This window comes from Pseudonocardia ailaonensis, assembly GCF_039531635.1.
Classification (GTDB): domain Bacteria; phylum Actinomycetota; class Actinomycetes; order Mycobacteriales; family Pseudonocardiaceae; genus Pseudonocardia; species Pseudonocardia ailaonensis.
The window spans coordinates 87,201-106,384 of the sequence record NZ_BAAAQK010000022.1; the positions used below are offsets into that span (position 1 = coordinate 87,201).

The following is a 19,184-nucleotide window of genomic DNA, read 5'->3' on the forward strand; positions in this document are numbered from 1 at the left end:
GGACGCCCGGGCCGCCGGGCACGAACCGCCCGCCCGCGGAGGTGTAACGGGGTGGTCGCGCTGTGCGAGCGTGTCCTCACGGAGGTGCACTGTGGACGAGCACAGGGACTGGGTCGAGCTGCGGGTGCACGGCGTCCACGCCACGCCTCCGGAGAGCATGCTCAACATCGACCGGGTGCAGCAGGTGGCCGGGGACCAGCTCGGCCGGTTCTTCCGGCCGGCCGACCGGCGCGGCGCCGTCCTGCCTGCCGGTGACGGGCAGATCCTCGAGGGATACCACTGGGGCCGCCTGACCTCGGGTTCGGGGGCCCAGGGGCTGTGGTTGCTCCTGGCGCCGTTCGGGCTGGTCAACGCCGCGCAGTTCATGCTGCCGAGACCCCATGACCGGATCGGCCGCGCCGCCCACACCGTGGCGGGTGCGATGCTGCGGCTCGTCGGCCTGGGGCTGACCGCCCTGTTCGTCTACACGACCGCGGTGATGACCGTCGATCTCTGGGCGTGGCAGCGGGCCGGCGGGGAGCGGGGCTTCACCTTCGCCGTCGCCCTCGCGGCGCCGATCGCGCTCACCTTCCTGTTCCGCTGGCTCGCCCGCGCGCGCCCGGAGACCATCGCGGAGGACCGGCCGCCGCCGGCCACCCCGGAGGGCCGGTACGTCACCGAGCTCACCCGGCCCGGCTTCTTCGAGGGCGATCCCGACGCCCCGGCGCTGCGTCTGCTGCACGTCGCGACGGGTTTCGCCGTGGTGGCCGTCGCCGGTGCGATCCTCGCCGACGTCCACTGGTCGTTCGTGGTCGTGGCGGTCGTGCTGCTGGGCGTGGTCGCGACCGGCACGGTCGTGATGGGCGACCCGGAGGGCTCCGCGCAGGTCGACGCGGACGGCACCGGCTTCGACCCGGGCGGGCGGAGCGGCGTCCGGACGATCGCGTTCTGGTCGGCGGTCGTGTGCGGCGCCGCCGCCGGGGCGGCACTGGTCCTGGCCTGGGCCGCGCCCCCGGCGCACCCCGTGGGGATGCCGCACGCCCCGGGGATCGACATCCTCGGCGCGTGGCTGGTGATCGCCGTCGCGGTCGGGGCGTTCCTGCTGGCGGTCGCCAACGACGTGCTCGCCCGCCGTCCCGACCCCTCCGCTCCGTCCACCGGATCCGCCCCCGAGGCCGACCGGGCCGACCGGGCCGCCGAGGCTCGGCATCGGGCTGCCTCGGCCGCCTTCCGGCCCTACGCGGGCGGGCGGGCATGCACGTTGGTCGCGCTGCTGGCGATCTTCGTGGGAATCGGCTACTCCGGGTCGTTCACCGTGTTCGTCGCGCGGGTCCTCGACCCCGCGGGCTCCACGGTCACCGTGCCGGACCTGATGGCCCGGGTCGTGTACGCCTGGGGCATCACCGCGTTCGTGGTGCTGGCACTGGTCGGCTACGTCCTCGTGCAGCGCTCACGGTCACGGAGGACGCTCGTCGACCGCGTGTCGGAGGACTTCGGTCCGGGCCGGGAGATCCCCGGCCCGTGGCTCGCCCGCGTCGCCGGCGCCGTGTGGGCCGCGCGGCTGAAGAACCATCTCGTCTGCGTGCTGACCCTGTTCGCCGTGGTCGGTGTGGTCCTCACCGCCGCGGTCGTCGTGGCCATCGGCCCCGTGCTCGTCGGCGGCGTGCCCGCGACCCCGCCGCTGCCGCTGTCGCTGCTGACGGCCTCCGGTGGCCCGACCCCGCACCCGGCCGAGGTGTTCTTCACCAGCGTCGGGACGATCACGCTCCTGCTGCTGGCGACCGGTCTGGTGTCGTTGGGGCGCACCGCGATCCTCGGCGAGTCCCGCCGACGCGCGGTCAACGTGATCTGGGACGTGATCTCCTTCTGGCCGCGCTCGGCGCACCCCTTCGTGCCGGCGATCTACTCCCAGCGCGCCGTGGCGGACATCGAGAACCGGATCCGCCGCCACGTCGGACGCCCCGGCCGGTCGGTCGCGCTGTGCGGGCACAGCCAGGGCAGCCTGCTGTGCTTCGCGGCGCTCCTCCGGCTCGGTGCCCGCGACGAGGACAAGGGACTGCTGTCGCGCGTCGTGTTCCTCTCGTTCGGGTCGCAGCTGCAGGTGATGTTCTCGCGTGCCTTTCCCGCCTACGTGAACCTCGGCGCGATCGAGGCGCTCTACGCCACGCTCGGGAAGCGCTGGCGCAACCTGTACCGGGACACGGACCCGCTGGCCGGGCCGGTACTGAGCTGGGACCACCACGACCGGGCGGCCCACTGGATCGACGGCGGCCCCGACGGCGACGTGGTCACCGGAGCGCGCCAGCAGTTCGGGCCGGACTGGCGGCTGCTCGATCCGCCGCCACCGCCCGATCCGACGCTGCAGGGCGGCCCCCTGATCGCGCTGCGCGGGCACGGCGACTACTGGCTCGACGCCGCCTGGTACGCCGCACTGGGCGACCTGCTGCCCGGACACCCGGTGGACCCCGGGGCCGCCCCGCAGCTCGCACCCACGACGCCCGCCGCCGACGACGAGACGCTCCCCCGGCTGGGACCCGACCCCGCCCTCCCGGTCGCGTCCGCACACGAGCAGGTGGCCCGGTCGTGACCGGGTGGCCGCCCGCGGGCTGGGAACAGCACGAGGTCCCCCACGGTGGGCATCGGCACGCCTACTACGTCCTCGGCGACAGTGACGCGCCGGGAGTGCTTCTCCTGCACGAGTTCCCGGGAGTCAACGCCGCCCTGGTGCGGTTCGCGGGCGAGCTGGCGGAACGGTTCCGCGTGACCGTCCCCTCGATCGTCGGGCGCGACGGCCGTCCCTCCACCCCGGGCACGGTCGCGCGGCTCTGCGTCCGGCGGGAGGTCCACTTCTTCCGGACCGGACGGACGAGCCCGGCGGTCCCGTGGCTGCGCACGCTGTTCGACGAGGTGGTGGCCCGCGGTGAGGACCGGCCCTGCGGTGTGGTCGGCATGTGCATGACGGGCGGTTTCGCGCTCGCGCTCGCCGTCGATCCGCGAGTGCGGGCCGCCGTCGTCGCCCAGCCCGCGGCACCGGCCGCCGCCGTGGGCCGGTTGCCCTTCGCCGACCGGCGGCACTGGGCAGCCGATCTCGGACTCGGCGAGGACGACCGCGCCGCCCTCTGCGCCCGGACGGACCTCCGGGTCCGCGGGTACCGGTACGACGGCGACCCGCTGTCGCCGCCGGAACGGCTGCAGGCCGCCGAGGACCTGCTGGGGGCCGACCGCCTGCACGTCACCACCTTCGACCCACCCGTTCCGAAGGCGCACTCGACCCTCACGGGCGAGGAACGCCATCCCGGCGCGGTGGCCGAGGTCGTCGCGTTCCTCACCGAGCGGCTGGGCTGACGCTCAGGCCAGCGCGGCGCCGCGGCCCGCGCCGAAGTGCTTCTCCACCAACGCCGTGATCTTCTCGCGCTGCCGCACGCTGATCTCCGCGGCGTGCTCCTCCCAGCCGAACACGCAGCTGGAGAGGACGCCGTCGAAGCCGACGGCGGCCAGCGCGGCGAAGACCTCGTCGAAGTCGACCTCGCCGCGGCCCAGCTCGGCGTGCTGGTGCACCCGGACCGTCGAACCGGGCGGGTTCACGATGTAGCGCAGCCCGTTCGACGCCGCGTGGTCCAGGGTGTCGGCGAGGTGGACGTAGGCGAGCTTCTCCCCCGCCGCCGCGATGATGCCCGGCGCGTCGTTGCCCTGGTGGAACGTGTGCGGGGTGCAGTAGAGGACATCGATCCAGGTCCGGTTGAGGCCCCGCACCATGTTCACCGCGGCGTGGCCCTCCTCGATGAAGTCGTCCGGGTGCGGCTCGAGCACCAGGCGGACGCCCTCCCGCTCGAACACCGGGGCCAGCTCGTCGAGCGAGCGCAGGAACTGGGCCTCGGCCAGCTCCGGGGCCTCCGGGCGGCCGTTGAACTCGGAGTTCATGACGTCGACGCCGAGGTCCACGGTGATCTGGACGGCTCGCTTCCAGGCGCGGACGGCGGCCTGCCGCTCGTCCTCACCCGGGCCGGACCAGCGCAGCACCGGCAGCACGGAGGCGATGCCGACCCCGGCGTCCGCGGCCCGCTTGCGGAGCGTCGCGACCGTGGCGTCGTCCACCCGGGGATGGCGGAAGAACGGCACGAAGTCGTCCTTCGGGGACAGCTCCATCCAGCGATACCCCATGCGCGCCACCACGTCCGGCAGCTCCAGCACCGAGTGGGTCGCGTAGAACATCTGGGGGTCGAGGGCGAGCTTCACGGCCGGGCCCCCAGCGTGATCTCGACGCGACAGCCGGTCGAGACGGCCTCGACGCCGGCGGTGCAGACGGCGACGGCGGCGTAGCCGTCCCACACGTCCGGGCCCGTGACGGTGCCCTGTGCGGCGGCGTCGACGAAGGCCTGCAGCTGCGAGTCGTAGGCCTGGCCGAAGCGCTCGACGAAGTCCGCGGCGATGGCGCCGCCCCAGCGGCCCGCTGTGCGCAGCAGCAGGTTCTGGTCGAGCCCGATCGTCGCCATGCCGTGCTCGGCGACGAGCTCGGTGCGCACCTCGTAGGCGACGCCGGTGCGCACGAACGACTCGACGTCGACGAGCGTGCCGGCCTCGGTCTCGAACAGCACCAGCATCGGGTCGGACACGCCCTCCGGGGCGCTGCCGGTGGCGGCGGGCCGCAGCGCGGTGACCGCGACGATCTCCTGCCCCAGCAGGAAGCGGACGCAGTCGACCTCGTGGACCACGGAGTCGGCCAGCGCCATCTCGGAGGTGAAGCTGTCCGGCACGGCCGGGTTGCGGTGCACACAGTGCAGCATGAGCGGGCGGCCCAGCTCACCGGACTCGACGAGCGCGCGCAGCGCCGCGTACTCGCGGTCGAAGCGGCGCATGAAGCCGACCTGGACCAGCCGCCGGCCCAGTTCCGCCTCGGCCTGGACCAGGGCGTAGGCGCTGCGCTCGTCCATCGTGAGGGGCTTCTCGCAGAGCACGGGCTTGCCGGCGTCGAAGCAGGCGAGGACCTGCTTCTCGTGCGCGAAGCCGGGGCTGGCCAGCACCACGGCATCCACGTCGGACGAGCCGATCGCGGCGATCGGGTCCGGCTCGAACCGGGCACCGAGGGTCTCGGCGAGGGCCCCGGCGCGGTCGGCGTCGAGGTCGCTGACGACCGACACCCGGGCCCCGCGGACCCGGTGGGACAACGCATCGGCGTGGAAGGCACCCATGGCGCCGACCCCGATGACGGCGACGTTCACCATCAGACGGTCCCCCTCGGGGTGCCGATCTCGAGGGCGGCGGTGCCGCAGCCGGCGAGGTAGGTGTGGGTGCGCCGGGCGATCGGCGCCGGGACGTCGGGTGCGCAGGGGTAGAGGTCCTGCTCGACGATCGCGTAGATGTCGCGGTCCAGCGCGGCGACGGCGTCGAGCAGCGGGCCCATCTCCGGGACGCCGAGCGGTGGCTCGATCATGACGCCGCGCCGCACGGCCTCGGGAAAGGTCAGGTCCTCGGCCTCGACCTGGTCGAGCACGGCCGGATCGACCTGCTTGAGGTGCAGGTAGCCGATGCGCTCCGGGTACGTGCGGATCAGCTCGAGGTTGTCGCCGCGGTAGTACGAGACGTGCCCGGTGTCGAGGCAGAGGTTCACGTAGCGCGGGTCGGTGTCGGCGAGGAAGCGCTCGATGTCGCGCTGGTACCCGACGTGGCTGTCCGCATGGCTGTGGAACTGCACGGCCAGGCCGTACTCCTCCAGCACCCGGCGCCCCAGCTCGTCCATCCCGCCGGTGAGGGCGGCCCACTGCGCGGCCGAGAGCTCGGGGCTCTCCAGCGCCGCGCCCGTCCGGTGGTCGCGCCACGGCTCGGGGATCACGATGATGTGCTCGCCGCCGACCGCCCGGGTCAGGGCCGCGACGTCGGAGATCTGCTTCCAGACGTCCTCCCACGAGTCCTCGCGGTGGAGGTGCTCGAAGACGGTACCGGCGGAGACCCGCAGGCCGAAGCGCTCCATCTGCTCGAGGAACTCGGCGGGGTCCGTGGGCAGGTAGCCGTAGGGCCCGATCTCGATCCACTCGTAGCCGGCGGACGAGACCTCGGACAGGAACCGCTCCGCCGGGGTCTGCGCCGGGTCGGAGGGGAACCACACGCCCCACGAGTCGGGCGCGGACCCGACCCGGATCCTCGGGCTGCTGGATGGGGTGCTGACCACGACGTCTCCCGATCTCGGCGATACTAGAGCGCGCTAGTGGCGCTCACCGAGACTCTGGGCGCGCCAAGAGCTGATGTCAAGACAAACTCTGCGAGAGGATGGCGGTGGCCGCATCCCCCTCCCGTCGCCGGCCGACGATGGTCGACGTCGCCGCGCGCGCCGGTGTCTCGCGCGCCCTGGTGTCGATCGTGTTCCGGGACAGCCCCGGCGCGTCCCCCGCGACCCGGGCCCGGGTGCTCGCCGCGGCCGCGGAGCTCGGCTACCGCCCCGACAACGCCGCCCGGCTCCTCGCCCGGGGCCGCAGCCGCACGATCGGCGTCCTGACCACCGTCGGCGAGCCCTTCGAGGCGGACATCATCGAGACCCTCCACGCCGAGGCCGCCGCGCTGGGCTACGACGTGCTGCTCGGCGCGCGCACCGCCGTCACCGGGGACATCGCCGCGGCCGAGAGCCTGTTGGCGCACCGCTGCGAGGGGCTCGTCCTGCTCGGTCCCTCGGGTGGCGACGACCTGGTGCAGGGCCTGGGCGCCCGCGCGGCGGTGGCGGTGGTCGGCCGGGACGTGCCGGGGGTCGACAGCGTGTCGAGCGCGGACGCCGAGGGGCTCCGCGCCGCCGTCGAGCACCTGATCTCCCTGGGCCACGGGCGGATCGTGCACGTCGACGGCGGGGACGGGCCGAACGCCGAGGTACGTCGTTCGGGTTTCCGCGCCGCCATGGGCGCCGCGGGTCTGGAGGCCCGGGTGCTGCCCGGCGCCTACCACGAGGACGCCGGGGTCGCGGCCGCACGACAGCTGCTCGCCGAGGGCCTGCCGGGTCCGGGCGCGCCCACCGCGGTGCTCGCCGCCAACGACCGCTGCGCCCTGGGCCTGCTCGACACGCTGCGGCGGGCCGGGATCGACGTCCCCGCGCAGCTCTCGGTGGTCGGCTACAACGACGACCGGGTGTCGCGGCTCTCCCACGTCGACCTCACGACGGTCCGGCAGGACGCCTCCTCGTTGGCCCGCAAGGCGATCCGCGCCGTCACGGCCCGACTGGACGCGCCGGACGGCGACCCGGTGCACGAGGTGCTGGCCCCGCAGCTGGTGGTCCGGGGGACGACGGGCCCGGCGCCCCGCTGACCCGCGCGGGAGCACCCGACCCGCTCCGCTCGGCGCCCGGCCGCGGCGTGAAGGCGCTCACCCTGCCGCTCCGGGGCCGTTCTGTATGGTCCGATCAGAGGGTCCGACAGCGCCGGGAGCGGTCGGCGCGTTCGGGAGGCCGTGTGCACGGGGGTAGTTCAGGGGCGGGCGTCGGCCTGCCGAACTGGTGGGAGTCGCGCTCCGTGCCCGAGGCCCCGCCGGGCTACGGCGAGCTCGTCGAGGCGATGCGGCTGCTGCAGGACCGGCTCGCGGCCGCCGCGCCCGATGCGGCGCTGGTCACCGAGGTCACCCGGGAGATCACCCGCGCCGCCGCGCTCCTCGCGCCCGCCGAGACGGACGAGTGGTCGGCGCCGAGCGGGAGGGTGGAGGGTCTGCCGTCCCACGGCGCGGTCCTGATCCCGCCCGTGCGCGACGTCGTCCACGGTGCGGACGACATGCGCGGCACCGTCCGCTTCGGGCGCTACTACCTCGGGGGCAACGGCGCGGTGCACGGCGGTGCCATCCCGCTGATGTTCGACGACCTCATGGGCCGCTTCGCGAACCGGGACGGCCGGCCGGCGGCGCGCACCGCCTACCTGAACGTGGACTACCGCAGCATCACCCCCATCGGGACGGACCTCACCGTCGAGGTCCGCACCGGCCGCGAGGAGGGTCGGAAACGCTTCGTCTCCGGTGTCCTCCGCGACGGCGACCGGGTCTGCGCCGAGGCCGAGGGGCTGTTCGTGCAGCTGCGTCCGGGGCAGTCCTGAGCCGGACCGCCCGGCGCACCCCGCCGGGCGCCGCCCGCGCACGTACCCTCGGGGCATGAGCCTCGCGGTATCGGCCACGCTCGACCACACGTTCGCCCGGGACCTGCCCGAGCTGTGCCTGTCCTGGTCCGCCGCACCCGCGCCGGACCCGCAGGTCGTCGTGGTGAACGAGGGTCTCGCCGGCGAGCTCGGGCTCGACCCGGCCCGGCTGCGCGCGGACACCGCCCTGCTCACCGGGGCGGTGCCGGACACGGTGGCGATGGGCTACGCCGGCCACCAGTTCGGCAACTACTCGCCCCGCCTCGGCGACGGGCGCGCGCTCCTGCTCGGCGAGCTCCCGGACGGGCGGGACCTGCACCTCAAGGGCTCCGGTCGCACGCCGTTCGCCCGCGGCGGGGACGGCAAGGCACCGCTGGGGCCGATGCTGCGCGAGTACGTCGTCGGCGAGGCCATGCACGCGCTCGGCATCCCGACGACCCGGGCCCTCGCCGTGGTCACCACCGGGGAGAACGTGCTGCGGGAGAACGGCTACGAGCCCGGTGCGGTACTCGCCCGGGTGGCGGCGAGCCACGTGCGGGTGGGGACCTTCCAGTACGCGGCGGCGACGGGCGACACCGACCTGCTCCGCCGGCTGGCCGATCACGTCCTCGCCCGCCACCATCCGACGGCCGACGGGTACCTGGGCCTCTACGGGCGGATCGTCGACGTCCAGGCGGAGCTGGTGTCGCGCTGGATGCTCGTCGGCTTCGTGCACGGCGTGATGAACACCGACAACACCACGATCTCGGGCGAGACGATCGACTACGGCCCCTGCGCCTTCGTCGACACCTACGACCAGGACGCGGTGTTCAGCTCGATCGACCAGGGCGGCCGGTACGCCTTCGGCAACCAGCCCGCCGTCCTGCAGTGGAACCTCGCCCGGCTGGGCGAGGCCATGCTGCCGTTGTTCGCGGACGACCAGGACGCGGCCGTGGAGGCCGCCACCGAGGTCCTGACCGGCTACGGCCGGCAGTTCCGGGTGCACCTGCGGGCGGGCCTGCTCCGCAAGCTCGGGCTGGCCTCGGCACCGGACGCCCTGCTCGACGACCTGGTGGCCCTGCTGGCCCGCACGAAGCCCGACCCGACCACGTTCTTCCGCGGCCTCGCCGCCCACCTGCGCGGCGCCCCGGCCCCGCTCGACGACCCGTGGCTGGGACGTTTCCGCGCGGAGGGGCCGGATCCGGAGGCGATGGACCGCGCGAACCCGGTGTACGTGCCGCGCAACCATCTCGTGCAGGAGGCGCTCGACGCGGCGGTCGGGGGCGATCGCGAACCGCTGGACCGGCTGGTGGAGGTCCTGCGGCGGCCCTACGAGGAGCGGCCCGGCCTCGAGCGGTACGCGCTCCCGGGACCCGACGGCCGGTACGTGACCTACTGCGGTACCTGACGGCTGAGGTACCTGACGGGTACCTGACGGGCGAGCAGGCCGTCGACGGTGCGGACGAGATCCTGCTCCATGACCCGGTCACGACGCCGGCCACTGCCATGGCGCGCCTGCGTCCCGGGCCACGGACCGTCGGCCTCGCCGTCAGCGCTTCCAGATGTCGGTGGGGCCGTCCGTCTGCCTCCAGGTCCCGCAGACCTCCATGACGAGCTGGTATCCCTGGACCAGCTGGTTCCGCCCGTCCGAGCCGGGCTCGAACCTCGGGGTCTGGACCACGAAGAACTCGGCGGTGAGCGATCCGGCGCGCAGCGTGTACGGCAGCGTGTCCTGGAAGGTCTCCTTGCCACCGTTGATCTTCCAGTAGGGACGGTACGGCCGCGTGCTCGATCCGGACCGCCAGATGCGGACGGTGTCGCCACCGGAGTTGGTGAGGGTGACGGCCCGCAGCGGCACGTAGTCGGCCTTCCGGCAGGACGAGCTCTGCGTGGCGGACGCACGCGCGGAGGCGGACGGGGCGGCGGAGGCTCGCGCACTGCTGCTCGAACCGGAGCGGGCGGTCGTGCTGGCGGGGGTCCGGCTCGGCGACGGTGCGCTCGCGCTGGTGACCCCCGCGGCCGGCGCCGTCCCGGGCCCACCCCCGCTCCCGCACGCGGACACCGTGGCCACCAGGGACAGCACGAGCGTCGGGACGAGCACAGCCAGACGTCGCAGCGCCATCGACGAGCCTCCTCGGCCGGCGTCGGCATCCGGCTGCGGTCCGGTTCGGACGATCCGGTTCGTCCGTTACGCGCGCCGGGCTCGGGATGTCGACGCGGGGCCGGTCGAGGGTGGCCCGGCTCAGGCCCGCAGGGCGGCCGGGGTGGTCACGCCGGCCAGCCGGCCGTCCCGGAGCACGAACAGCAGCTCCGCACCGGCCTGCTCCGCACGGTCGAGGGCCTCGTCGACCGTCTCGCCGGTGCCCACGGTGAAGGGCGCCCGGCCGTGCGGGACCGCCGGGAGCGCGGCGGAGTCGGCCGAGCCGAGGTCCTCGGGGACGAGCCAGCCGACGATCTCCGCGGCCGAGGCGGGCAGCGCGGGATCGCGGCCGGCGAGCACCACCGGGAGCACCGCCTGCGCGGCCAGCACCGCCCGGGCCTCGCCGGTCGTGGCCTGTGGGGTCACCGTCGCGACCGGCTCGGGGCCGATCCGCTCCGCCAGCAGGCCGGGCCGGTCGTCGTCGAGAAAACCGTTGCGGCGCAACCAGTCCACCGAGTGGTACTTGCTCAGGTAGGCGCGTCCGGAGTCCGGCAGGAGGGCCACCACGGTGTTCCCGGGGCCGAGCTCGCGGGCCACCCGGAGCGCGGCCGCGACCGCGAGGCCCGCCGAGCCGCCGACGAGCAGGCCCTCCTCGCGGGCGAGCCGGCGCACCGTGAGCACCGACTCCCGGTCCGGGATCGCCAGGATCCGGTCGACGACGGACGGATCGTAGGAGCGCGGCCAGACGTCGGTGACGGTGTCCGGGTGCCGGTAGTGACCGGCCGCCTCGACGAGGAACGGGGACCCGTCCCCGCCGTGGTAGACGGAGGTGAGCGGGTCCGCCCCGACGACCGTGACCGCCCCGCCGCTGACCTCCTTGAGGTGGGCCGCGGCGCCGCTGATCGTCCCGCCCGTCCCGATGCCCGCGACGAAGTGCGTGACCGCGCCGCCGGTGTCCTTCCAGATCTCCGGGCCCGTGGTGCGCCGGTGCGCCTCCGGATTGGCCGGGTTGTCGTACTGGTTCGCGAGCCACCCGCCCGGCGTCTGCGCCGCGATCCGCGCCGCCAGGTTGTTGACGTGCTCGGGGTGCTCGCGGGGCAGCCGCGCCGGGGTCCGGACGATCTCGGCGCCGTAGGCACGCAGGACGTCGACCTTCTCCGGCGCGATCGTGTCCGGGAGCACGGCGATCGAGCGGTAGCCCAGCACGGCCGCCGCCTGCGCGAGACCGGCCGCGGTGTTGCCCGACGTCCCCTCCACGATCGTCCCGCCCGGGCCCAGCGCGCCGGACTCCTCGGCCGCCCGGACCATCGCGAGAGCGGCCCGGTCCTTCACCGACCCGCCGGGGTTGAGGGCCTCGATCTTCACGAGGACGGTGGCGGACATGCCCGCGGTGAGCCGCCGGAGCCGGACCAGCGGCGTCCCGCCGACCAGGTCGAGGACGCTGTCGTGCACGGTCATCGGCCAAGGCTAGCCGGGACGGACGGCGCTCCGGCGGAGCAGGCGGCGGGGAGGCGAGCGCCACGATGCTGGACGATTGCGGCCCGGAACCGCATGCTCCACTGCGTGACCCTCACCCCCGGACGGCGACTCATCGGGCGCGACGACGAGCTGCGGATCCTCGTGGAGCGGGTCGAGGGTGCGCAGCTCGGCGGCGTGGCGATCGGGCTGGTGGGCGAGCCGGGGATCGGGAAGAGCGCGCTGCTGGCCGAGGTCGCCGAGCGCGTCCGGGCGAGCGGTTTCCGGGTGCTCTCCGCGCGCGGTGCCCAGTCCGAGGCCCACCTGCCCTTCGCCGCCCTGCACCAGCTGCTCCACCCGCTGCTGGCCCGGGCGGACCGGCTGCCCGAGCTCCAGCGCGACGCCCTGCTGGCCTGCTTCGCGATGAGCGCCTCCCCCGTCGTCAACCCGTTCTTCACGTCCCTGGCGGTACTGGAGCTGCTGGCCGACGCGGCCGCCGAGTCGCCGGTGCTCGTCTGCCTCGACGACCTCCACCGGATGGACCAGCCCTCCCTCGACGTGGTGGCCTTCGTCGCGCGGCGGATCGCCGGGGAGCGCATCGCCCTGCTCTTCACCTCGGCGGAGACGGCGCCGTTCGGGGTGGGGCCCTTCGCCGACGACCGTGCCGTCACCTGGATCGAGGTGCCCCACCTGGACGGGGCCGCCGCGGCGGAGCTCCTCGGGACCCAGGATCCGCAGCCGGCTCCCGGGATCCGCGACCGCATCCTCCGCCAGGCCGACGGGAACCCGCTCGCACTCGTCGAGTTCGCCGCCGCCGTCGGGTCCGACGGCGGTGAGGGCTCGGGGTCCGCCGAGGACCTGCCCATGACCGCACGGCTGGAACGCGCCTTCGTCGCGCGGGCCGACGAGCTCGGTGCGGCGGCGCGCGTGATCGTGGACGTGGCCGCGGTCGACGACGGCGACGACATCCAGGACGTCCTGGCCGCCGCGGGGATCCTCCGGCCGGCGGCCGGGGACCTGGACGCGGCCCGGCCGGCGGTGGATCTCGGCCTGCTGACTGTCGTCGACCGGACCTACCGGATCACGCATCCGCTCGTCGGTACGGCGCTGCGCCGGGCCATGGATCCCGCCACCCGGCGCGCCGCGCACGCGGCGCTCGCCGACGTCCTGTCCGCCCACCCGGACGGCTCCGCCGCGCACCGGGCCGTGTGGCACCGGGCGTCCGCCGCGCCCGGCCCCGACGAGGAGATCGCCGCCGGGCTCGAACGGGCGGCGTCCGACGCCCGGGACCGCGGTGCGGTGTCCGCCGCGATGACGTGGTTGCACCGCGCGGCCGCGCTCAGCCCCGGGCCCGACGACCGGGCCGCCCGGCTCCTCGGCGCCGCCGAGCTCGGCTACGAGCTGGGCCGGTTCGCCCAGGTCGAGGAGATCACCGCGCAGGTCTCGGGGATGGCCCTGCCGGACCGCGAGCGGGCCCGGCTGACCTGGCTGCGCGGCGTGTTCCACGACGGCTCGTCCAGCGAGCCTGCCGAGATCGGCCACCTGGTCGGCCTGGCGCGGCGCGCCGTGGCCGACGCCGATCCCGATCTCGCGATGCAGCTCCTGTTCGGTGCGGCGCGGCGGGTGTGGTGGCGCGATCCCGGCGAGAGCGTCCGCGAGGAGATCGTCCGGGCCGTCCACGAGGTCGCGCTCCCGGCGGGTGATCCCCGGCTGCTGGCCGTCCTCGGCCTGTCGGAGTCCCTCACGATGGCCCCGACCGTCGTCGAGCAGCTGGGGAGCTGGGCCCCGGACGCGGGCGGGCGGCCCGATCTCGCCGGCATGCTGGGCATCGCCGCGTTCTGCGTCGGCGACTTCACCCGGGCCGTCGCGTTCCTGTCCGCCGCGATCCAGGCCCTCCGGGCGCAGGGCAGCCTGGGTCTGCTGGCCGAGGCGCTCGCGATCCGCTCCTGGGCCGAGATCAACCTCGGCATCCTCGACGCGTCGAGATCGGCCGACGAGGCCCGCCGGCTCGCCGACGAGACCGGGCAGGCGGTCTGGGCCGCGACCGCGCGCGTCGCCGTGGCGACGATCGAGGCGGTCGGCGGTGGCTGGGACGTCCAGCATCCCCTGCTCACCGAGGCCGAGGACACCGCGCTCCGCATCCCGAACGCGAGCTCGTCCCTGCTCGCCGGCGTCCAGCTGGCCCGCGGGGTGGCCGCCCTCGGCGCCGAGCGGCCCGAGCCCGCCTACGGCGAGCTGCACCGGGTCTTCGTCCGTACCGATCCCGCATGGCAACGGGTGCAACAGCTCTGGACGGTCGGCTATCTCGCCGAGGCCGCGGTGCACACCGGTCGCCGCGCCGAGGCGGCGGCCGTGCTGGACTCGGTGGAGAAGATCGCGGGCGACTCACCGCCCGTGGGGCCGCTGATCGCGCTGGAGTACTCGCGCGCCGTCCTGGCCGACCCGGCGACGGCGGAGGAGCTCTTCCGGGCCGCGCTCGACGGCGCGGCACGGCCGTTCCCGTGGCACCGCGCCCGCCTCCAGCTCGCCCACGGGTCCTGGCTGCGCCGCCAGCGGCGCACCGTCGAGTCCCGCGGACCGCTGCGGGCCGCCCGCAGCACGTTCGACGCCGTGGGCGCCCACCCCTGGGCCGACCGCGCCGACCGCGAGCTGCGGGCCACGGGCGAACGGGGATGGCGGCCGGCCCGCAACCCCCGCGAGCAGCTCTCCCCGCAGGAGACCCAGATCGCGGAGCTCGCCGCCCAGGGGCTGTCCAACCGGGAGATCGGCCAACGGCTGTTCCTGTCCCACCGCACGGTGGGCTCGCACCTGTACCGGATCTTCCCGAAGCTCGGGGTCACCAGCCGCACCCAGCTCGCGGGCACCCTCGACGTGCAGTCGTCCGACGCTAGCCCGCCGGGCGGTACCCCGTCGCTGCCCCGTCGCGGAGACTGAAGCCGGCCGGCCCACGGCCTGCCTAGCGTCGTCGTCGTCCGGCTCGACGAAGGAGAATCCCGTGGGCACACCGGTGCTGTTCATCCATGGCCTCTGGCTGCACGCCACCTCGTGGGATCCGTGGATCGCACGGTTCCGGGAGGCGGGCTACGAGCCGCAGGCACCGGGCTGGCCCGGCGACGGCGACACGGTGGAGGCCTCCCGCAGCGATCCCGACGCGATCGCCGACCACGGCATCGACGACGTGGTGGCCCACTTCGCGGCGATCATCGACACGCTGCCGTCGGCCCCGATCCTCGTCGGGCACTCCTTCGGCGGCCTGATCGCCCAGAAGCTGCTCGGACAGGACCGCGCGCTTGCCGCCGTCGCGATCGACGCCGCCCAGATCAAGGGCGTCCTCCCGGTGCCGCTGTCCGCGCTGCGGGCGACCCTGCCGGTGTTCAAGAACCCGGCCAACCGGCACCGCTCGGTGTCGCTGACGGCCGAGCAGTTCCGGTTCGCCTTCGCCAACGCGGTGCCGGAGGAGGAGTCGGGCGAGCTCTTCGACCGCTGGACGATCCCCGCGCCGGGGCGCCCGCTGTTCGAGGCCGCGTCGGCGAACTTCGACCCGCACTCGCCCGCGAAGATCGCCACCGGCAACGAGAACCGCGGCCCGCTGCTCCTGATCGCCAGCGGGAAGGACCACACCGTCCCCGAGTCGGTCACGCGCGCGACGCTCAAGCAGTACCGCCACTCCGCCGCCGTCACGGACATCACGACCTTCCCCGACCGCGGCCACTCGCTGATCATCGACTCCGGCTGGCCCGAGATCGCGGACGTCTGCCTGACCTGGCTGAAGGAACACCAGCTGTGAAGCTCGACCTCGCCGGACGGACGGCGGTGGTGACCGGGGCCAGCCGCGGCATCGGGCTGGCGATCGCGCAGGCCCTGGTCGGGGAGGGTGTACGGGTCGCGGCCGGCGCGCTCAACGGCTCCCCGGAGCTGACCGCGCTCGCCGACGAGGGCGAGATGATCGTGGTCCTCGACGACCTGACGACCACCGCCGGCTGCGAGACCCTCGTCGAGCAGGCGGTCGCACGGTTCGGCGGCATCGACATCCTCGTCAACAACGTCGGCGGGGTCCGGCCCCGCACCGGCGGGTTCGTCCAGGTCACCGACGACGACTGGCAGTGGTCCTGGGAGGTGAACCTGCTGTCCGCGGTGCGCGCGACGCGGGCCGCGGTCCCCCATCTCCTGCGGCGCACCCCGTCGGCGATCGTCACCGTCTGCTCGGTGAACGCCACGCTGCCCGATCCCGGTGTGATCGACTACAGCGCGGCCAAGGCCGCCCTGCACAGCGTGTGCAAGTCGCTGTCGAAGGAGCTGGGGCCCTTGGGGATCCGGGTCAACACCGTCAGCCCGGGCCCGGTCGAGACGGCGCTGTGGCTCGGTGCCGGGGGCGTGGCCGAGACCCTCGGCAAGGCCCAGGGGGCCGACCCGGCCGCGATCCGGGCGGCCGCCGTCGCGGGCACCCCGACCGGGCGGTTCAGCCGACCCTCGGAGGTCGCCCAGCTGGTGCTGCTCCTCGCCTCGGAGACCGCCGGGAACGTCACCGGCGCCGACGTGGTGATCGACGGCGGCATGGTCGGCACCCTCTAGACCCGCGGCGGGCCGGTGGACCCCCGGGCGACGAGCGGGGCGTGCAGCACCAGCTCGTCGCCGGGGACCCGGCCCGTCAGCATGTCGACCAGCAGCCTCCCCGCCTGCTCGGTCGGCGCGGCGATCGTGGTCAGCGGCGGATGGCAGAACGAGGCGCCGAAGATGTCGTCGCCGCCGACCACGCTCAGCTCCCCCGGCACCGAGACCCCGCGGGCCTCCAGGCGTTGCAGCACACCGATCGCGAGCAGGTCGTTGAACGCGACGACGGCGGTCGCCGGTCCGGCCAGCGCGGCGTCCGCCGCCGCGGGCCCCGAACCGAGGGTCGGGGCGAACGGGCCCAGCTCGGTGAGCGTGACCCCGTGTACGCCGCAGTGACGGGCCAGCGCGGCCCGCCGCCGCCCGTCCGCCCACGACGTCACGGGCCCACGCAGGTACGCCACCTGGGAGTGGCCCAGCGCCACGAGGTGGTCGACGATCTGCCGGCTGGAGTCGTCGAAGTCGAAGGTCACCCCCGGCACGGGCGCCAGCGAGCGATTGAAGAGCACCACGGGCCGCACCTGCGCGAGGGCCCGCAGGGCCGCGTCGTCGCCGCGGGGCGACAGGACGAAACCGTCCACGAAGGACGAGAGGCGCTCCACGTGCGCGGCCTCGAGCTCCGGCCGCTCCTCGCTGTCGGCGAACACCACCGTGTACCCCGCGGCCGCGGCCTGGGCCTCGGCGCCGCGCAGCAGGCCGAACACGTGCGGGTTGGTGACGTCCGGGACGACCAGGCCCAGCATCCGCGTCCGCCCCGACGGCAGGGCCTGCGCGAGCCGGTTGGCGCGGTAGCCGAGCCGGGACGCGACCTCCTCGACGTGCCGCCGCGTCCGCTCGCTGACCCGGCCCGGGTTCGACAGCGCCCGCGAGGCGGTGGACGTGGCCACGCCGGCTTCGCGGGCGACGTCGTAGATGGTGACGGCCCGGCGGCCCCCGTCCCCACCGCTGTGATCCATGCCGCGAGTCTGCCAGCAGGCTGGCAACTCATGGCAACCGGTTGCCATACTGGGCTCCGGATCGAGCACGAGGAGCGGGACACACATGCGCGCCACCACCGGTGGACCGGCACGGGACTCGGCGATCGGGAGGAGGGCCTGGCTCGTCTGGGCGGCCGCGCTGCTCGCGTACGTCCTCGCCGTCATGCAGCGGACGTCGTTGGGTGCCACGGGGATCGACGCGGCGGAGCGCTTCGGGATCAGCCCGTCGGCGCTGTCGGCGTTCGTGTTCCTCCAGATCGGCGTCTACGCGCTGGGGCAGATCCCGGCCGGCCTCCTGGTCGACCGCTTCGGGCCACGGTGGGTCCTGGCGGTCGCGGGGGTGCTGCTCGGCGGCGGACAGGTCCTGCTCGCGACCGCGGGCTCGCTCCCGTCGGCCGCCGTCGCCCGGGTGCTGGTGGGCTCGGGTGATGCGCTGGTCTTCGCGTCGATCATGGTCGTGGTCCCCCGCTGGTTCCCCGGCCACCGGGTGCCGCTGCTGACCCAGCTCACCACCCTGGTCGGGCAGGCCGGACAGGTGCTGTCCCTGATTCCGCTGCTGCTGCTCGTGCACTCCGGCGGCTGGACCCTCGCCTTCACCGTCGCGGCCGCCGCGAGCATCGTCGGCGCCGTGGTCGCAGGCCTCCTCGTGCGCAACGGACCGCACCCCGCCGTGCCCACCGACCCCGTGCCGGTCCGCGAGCTCCTCGCCCAGGTCCGGGCGATCTGGCGACGGCCGGGTACCCGGCTCGGCTTCTTCGGCCACCTCGGCACCCAGTTCTCCATGATGACGTTCTCGCTGCTCTGGGGCGTGCCGTACCTCGTCTCGGCCCAGGGCTGGTCGGCGGTCGACGCGGGGTGGCTCCTCACGATGCTCGTCGTCGCGTCCGTCTGCGTGGGCCCGCTGATCGGCGCCCTCACCGCGCGGCTGCCCGGCAACCGCTCGACGATCCTGCTCGGCGTCATCGCGCTGACCGCGACCGCCTGGACCGTGGTGCTGCTGTGGCCCGGCCGCGCGCCGGGCTGGCTGCTGGTCGTGCTGGTCCTGGTGCTCGCGACCAACGGGCCCGGCTCCGTCGTGGGGTTCGACCTCGCCCGCACCCACAATCCCCGCAGCGCGCTCGCGGTGGCGCAGGGAATGGTGAACATCGGCGGCTACAGCGCCTCGCTGGTGCTGCTGGCCGCCGTCGGGGCGGTGCTGACCGCGCTCGGCGGCTTCACCCCGGAGGCCTTCCGGGTGGCGTGGCTGCTGCAGTACCCGATCTGGGGTCTCGCGGTGGTCGGCATCCTGGTCAACCGCCGCGTCGTCCGACGGGCCCAGGGGCGCGCGCCGAGCCGGTTCGCCACCGCGTGCCGGGCGGTCGTCCGCCAGGTGAGCCCGGCCGGCGTTCGCTGATCACCGCAGGTGGGAGGCGCCGTTCACGTCGAGGACGGCACCCGAGCTCCATCGGCCCCCGGGCGAGGCGAGGTACAGCACCGCGGCTGCCACGTCCTCGGGAGTGCCGACGCGACCGAAGGGGCTCTGCGCGCGGAACCGGTCGCCGTCGGCCTCCAGCGCCGGCTCCAGGCGCTCGGTCGCCACGATCCCCGGAGCCACGGACGCCACCGAGATGTCGTGCGGTGCCAGCGCGACCGCCATCGACTGGCCGAACGCGTGCAGCGCGGCCTTGCTCGCCCCGTACGCGGGATGGTCGGGCTCGCCGCGGTAGGCGCCCCTCGACCCGACGTTGACGATGCTGCCGCCGGCGCCGCGTCCGAGCAGGTGCCGGACCACGGCCCAGGTGACGTTCGCGGCGCCGAGCAGGTTGACCTCCAGCGTCCGGCGCCAGGCCTCGACCCACTCGTCGTACCCGGTGTCCGTGACGCGATGCCGGGTCGACCCCGACGGCGCCCGGGCCGCGTTGTTCACCAGCACGTCGATCCGGCCCAGCCGCGCGACCGCCTCGTCGACGACGC

16 protein-coding genes are annotated in these 19,184 nt (G+C 74.7%); 9 read left to right on the top strand and 7 right to left on the bottom strand.

Translation table 11 applies throughout. The features are described from left to right. Positions 1 to 91: 91 nt before the first annotated feature. On the top strand, positions 92 to 2,566 hold the full coding sequence (locus ABD324_RS26835) for a hypothetical protein (RefSeq protein ID WP_344422920.1): 2,475 nt from the start codon (positions 92 to 94) through the stop codon (positions 2,564 to 2,566). Continuing rightward, complete coding sequence (locus ABD324_RS26840) at positions 2,563 to 3,324, top strand: dienelactone hydrolase family protein (protein ID WP_344422923.1); 762 nt, start codon at positions 2,563 to 2,565, stop codon at positions 3,322 to 3,324. The genes ABD324_RS26835 and ABD324_RS26840 overlap by 4 nt, the downstream gene beginning before the upstream one ends. Positions 3,325 to 3,327: 3 nt before the next feature. Here ABD324_RS26840 and ABD324_RS26845 read toward each other — a convergent pair whose 3' ends face one another. The 3 genes from ABD324_RS26845 to ABD324_RS26855 are packed head-to-tail and all read right to left on the bottom strand — an operon-like array spanning position 3,328 to position 6,145. Continuing rightward, positions 3,328 to 4,215 carry a sugar phosphate isomerase/epimerase family protein gene (locus ABD324_RS26845; protein ID WP_344422926.1) on the bottom strand — a complete coding sequence of 296 codons (888 nt, stop codon included), beginning with the start codon at positions 4,213 to 4,215 and terminating at the stop codon, positions 3,328 to 3,330. After that, positions 4,212 to 5,201, bottom strand: a complete 990-nt coding sequence (locus ABD324_RS26850; protein WP_344422929.1) for a Gfo/Idh/MocA family protein — start codon at positions 5,199 to 5,201, stop codon at positions 4,212 to 4,214. Before ABD324_RS26850 ends, ABD324_RS26845 begins: the two co-directional genes overlap by 4 nt. Further along, positions 5,201 to 6,145, bottom strand: a complete 945-nt coding sequence (locus ABD324_RS26855; RefSeq protein ID WP_344422933.1) for a sugar phosphate isomerase/epimerase family protein — start codon at positions 6,143 to 6,145, stop codon at positions 5,201 to 5,203. The genes ABD324_RS26850 and ABD324_RS26855 overlap by 1 nt, the downstream gene beginning before the upstream one ends. Before the next feature lie 104 nt (positions 6,146 to 6,249). Between ABD324_RS26855 and ABD324_RS26860 the strand changes: the two genes are divergently transcribed. The 3 genes from ABD324_RS26860 to ABD324_RS26870 all read left to right on the top strand — a co-directional run bounded on the left by ABD324_RS26860 (position 6,250) and on the right by ABD324_RS26870 (position 9,459). Beyond that, the gene (locus tag ABD324_RS26860; protein ID WP_344422936.1) at positions 6,250 to 7,263 is read left to right on the top strand and encodes a LacI family DNA-binding transcriptional regulator; all 1,014 of its coding nucleotides are present in this window, start codon (positions 6,250 to 6,252) and stop codon (positions 7,261 to 7,263) included. A gap of 143 nt (positions 7,264 to 7,406) precedes the next feature. Continuing rightward, on the top strand, positions 7,407 to 8,033 hold the full coding sequence (locus tag ABD324_RS26865) for a PaaI family thioesterase (protein WP_344422938.1): 627 nt from the start codon (positions 7,407 to 7,409) through the stop codon (positions 8,031 to 8,033). Between the two features lie 55 nt (positions 8,034 to 8,088). Beyond that, on the top strand, positions 8,089 to 9,459 hold the full coding sequence (locus ABD324_RS26870) for a protein adenylyltransferase SelO (protein ID WP_344422940.1): 1,371 nt from the start codon (positions 8,089 to 8,091) through the stop codon (positions 9,457 to 9,459). 141 nt (positions 9,460 to 9,600) lie between these two features. Here ABD324_RS26870 and ABD324_RS26875 read toward each other — a convergent pair whose 3' ends face one another. Together ABD324_RS26875 and ABD324_RS26880 are read right to left on the bottom strand one after the other, a co-directional pair. After that, positions 9,601 to 10,173: a hypothetical protein gene (locus ABD324_RS26875; protein WP_344422942.1), complete on the bottom strand. Its 573-nt coding sequence runs from the start codon at positions 10,171 to 10,173 to the stop codon at positions 9,601 to 9,603. 120 nt (positions 10,174 to 10,293) lie between these two features. Then, positions 10,294 to 11,649 (bottom strand): PLP-dependent cysteine synthase family protein, encoded by a 1,356-nt coding sequence (locus ABD324_RS26880; protein WP_344422943.1) that lies wholly within the window; start codon positions 11,647 to 11,649, stop codon positions 10,294 to 10,296. A 105-nt stretch (positions 11,650 to 11,754) separates the two neighbouring features. Here ABD324_RS26880 and ABD324_RS26885 point away from each other — a divergent pair, with 105 nt between their 5' ends. The 3 genes from ABD324_RS26885 (at position 11,755) to ABD324_RS26895 (ending at position 16,218) form a co-directional block, all read left to right on the top strand. Beyond that, positions 11,755 to 14,580, top strand: a complete 2,826-nt coding sequence (locus ABD324_RS26885) for an ATP-binding protein (RefSeq protein WP_344422945.1) — start codon at positions 11,755 to 11,757, stop codon at positions 14,578 to 14,580. A 61-nt stretch (positions 14,581 to 14,641) separates the two neighbouring features. Further along, positions 14,642 to 15,433, top strand: coding sequence for an alpha/beta hydrolase (locus ABD324_RS26890; RefSeq protein WP_344422947.1), 792 nt, complete (start codon positions 14,642 to 14,644; stop codon positions 15,431 to 15,433). Next, on the top strand, positions 15,430 to 16,218 hold the full coding sequence (locus ABD324_RS26895; protein WP_344422950.1) for an SDR family NAD(P)-dependent oxidoreductase: 789 nt from the start codon (positions 15,430 to 15,432) through the stop codon (positions 16,216 to 16,218). Before ABD324_RS26890 ends, ABD324_RS26895 begins: the two co-directional genes overlap by 4 nt. Here ABD324_RS26895 and ABD324_RS26900 read toward each other — a convergent pair. Beyond that, positions 16,215 to 17,210, bottom strand: a complete 996-nt coding sequence (locus ABD324_RS26900; protein ID WP_344422953.1) for a LacI family DNA-binding transcriptional regulator — start codon at positions 17,208 to 17,210, stop codon at positions 16,215 to 16,217. The genes ABD324_RS26895 and ABD324_RS26900 overlap by 4 nt on opposite strands. A gap of 85 nt (positions 17,211 to 17,295) precedes the next feature. Between ABD324_RS26900 and ABD324_RS26905 the strand changes: the two genes are divergently transcribed. Continuing rightward, complete coding sequence (locus ABD324_RS26905; protein ID WP_344422956.1) at positions 17,296 to 18,624, top strand: MFS transporter; 1,329 nt, start codon at positions 17,296 to 17,298, stop codon at positions 18,622 to 18,624. On the opposite strand, the gene ABD324_RS26910 is transcribed toward ABD324_RS26905, so the two are convergent. Further along, the coding region (locus ABD324_RS26910; protein ID WP_344422959.1) for an SDR family NAD(P)-dependent oxidoreductase at positions 18,625 to 19,184 on the bottom strand (560 nt) is incomplete at its 5' end.

Coding starts and splice junctions, on each gene's coding strand:
- ABD324_RS26850 (WP_344422929.1), bottom strand. CDS start 5,201: ATGGTGAACGTCGCCGTCATCGGGGTCGGCGCCATGGGTGCCTTCCAC.
- ABD324_RS26870 (WP_344422940.1), top strand. CDS start 8,089: ATGAGCCTCGCGGTATCGGCCACGCTCGACCACACGTTCGCCCGGGAC.
- ABD324_RS26875 (WP_344422942.1), bottom strand. CDS start 10,173: ATGGCGCTGCGACGTCTGGCTGTGCTCGTCCCGACGCTCGTGCTGTCC.
- ABD324_RS26880 (WP_344422943.1), bottom strand. CDS start 11,649: ATGACCGTGCACGACAGCGTCCTCGACCTGGTCGGCGGGACGCCGCTG.
- ABD324_RS26900 (WP_344422953.1), bottom strand. CDS start 17,210: ATGGATCACAGCGGTGGGGACGGGGGCCGCCGGGCCGTCACCATCTAC.
- ABD324_RS26905 (WP_344422956.1), top strand. CDS start 17,296: ATGCGCGCCACCACCGGTGGACCGGCACGGGACTCGGCGATCGGGAGG.